Origin of the sequence: Collinsella aerofaciens, assembly GCF_040926405.1 — a bacterium.
Lineage (GTDB): Bacteria > Actinomycetota > Coriobacteriia > Coriobacteriales > Coriobacteriaceae > Collinsella.
Window position 1 is genome coordinate 1 of record NZ_JBCOIG010000060.1, and the last position, 1,581, is coordinate 1,581.

Annotated in this window: 1 protein-coding gene; it reads left to right on the forward strand. The window is 67.8% G+C overall.

Annotation, left to right across the window (positions count from 1 at the left end; translation table 11 throughout):
- The first annotated feature begins 131 nt into the window (after positions 1-131).
- Positions 132-1,244, forward strand: coding sequence for an IS110 family RNA-guided transposase (locus AB5758_RS09665; protein ID WP_368142033.1), 1,113 nt, complete (start codon positions 132-134; stop codon positions 1,242-1,244).
- The last annotated feature ends 337 nt before the right edge of the window (positions 1,245-1,581 follow it).

Below are 1,581 nucleotides of genomic sequence, written 5' to 3' on the forward strand. Positions count from 1 at the left end.
GCAGAGACGATATGAGCAGGACATAAAAACATTGAGAGCCCCTGCTGCATGAAAGACCGCGGATTAGGCCGACAATGGTGAGTGTCTAATTCAGCCGCGGCGGCCACGCCGCATTCATGGAAGGGGCTCCCATGCTCGATACTACCATCTTCGTCGGCCTCGACGTCCACGCCCGCTCGATAAAGGCAGTCTCCCTCGACGTCATGACCGGGGAGGTGCGCTGCGCGACCTTCGGCTACGACGCCGGCGCCGTCGCGGGGTGGGTGCGGTCCGTGGACCCCAGGGCCAGGTGCGTGTACGAGTCCGGGGTCACGGGGTTCGACCTGCAGAAGAGGCTCTCCGGCCTCGGGGTCGACTGCGTGGTCGGCGCCGTCTCGAAGATGATCAAGCCCAGCGCGGACAGGCGCAGGAAGAACGACCGCAACGACGCCGAGTTCCTCGCCCGCATGCTGTCGGTCGGCAACGTGGTCGAGGTGTGGGTCCCCGACGACGAGTGCGAGGCCGCCCGCGACCTGACCAGGGCGCTCGAGGACGCGAGGGACGACCTCTCGCGCTCGAAGCAGCGGCTCTCCAAGTTCCTGCTCAGGCACGGGCTCGTCTTCGACGAGAGGACGCCCACCGGCCGCAGGAAGGGCAACTGGACCCGGGCGCACTGGTCCTGGATCGAGTCGATAAGGTTCGCGGAGGGGGCCGACAACGACGTGCTCGCCTACTACGTCGACGCGGTCAGGCGGGCGGCGGAGGAGAAGGCGAGGCTCGAGGGGCTCGTCGAGGCCGAGGCCCGCAAGCCCAGGTGGAGGAGGAGGGTCGACTCCCTGCGCTGCCTCAAGGGCGTCGACACCGCGACCGCCGCCGACCTCGTGTTCGAGGCCGGCGAGTTCTCCAGGTTCAGGAACGCCCGCTCGTTCGCCGCGTGGGTCGGCCTGACGCCCTCCGAGCACTCCAGCGGGGAGAGCGACCGCAGGGGCGCGATCACCAAGGCGGGCAACAAGCACCTGAGAAAGGCGCTGGTCGAGGCCGCGTGGCACTACCTGACGTGCTCCGCGCGGCCGAAGGAGCCCGCCAGGGGCCAGGCCCCGGACCCGGGCGCCCGCAGGCATGCCGCCAAGGGCGTGCGGAGGCTGGTCGAGAGGCGCGGGACCCTGCTCGCGCGCGGGGTCCACAACAACAAGGCGAACGTCGCCACGGCGCGCGAGCTCGCCTGCTGGGTGTGGGCGGTCGGCCTCATGGCCGAGGAGGCGTAGGGGGGGGCGGTCCCCCGCACATAAGCCGATCACCCCGGAAGCGGTTGGATCCGAAGCCGTTGAGGCGAACCTCAGGTCCCTTTTCTGCGAGCGCCCAGGGCGCCACACGCGTGCACAGACTGTCGGTTCGACGTAGAAGCCTCAGCCGTAGCAACGGATTGCCCAGCGAGAGATCGCCACGGGCGGATATTAAACTGCAAAGACGAGCGTCGGGAAGACACGCCGAGGTCGCCGCGGACGGGTTGATATAGGGAGAGGGCCTGACCCCATATCGTTGGGGCCAGGCCCGATTTTGCCTCTTGACAATGTCCTGCTCATATTAAAAGGAACGTCCCCA

Bases quoted from the DNA above. Each gene is read 5' to 3' on its own strand.
- AB5758_RS09665 (WP_368142033.1), top strand. From the start codon at position 132: ATGCTCGATACTACCATCTTCGTCGGCCTCGACGTCCACGCCCGCTCG.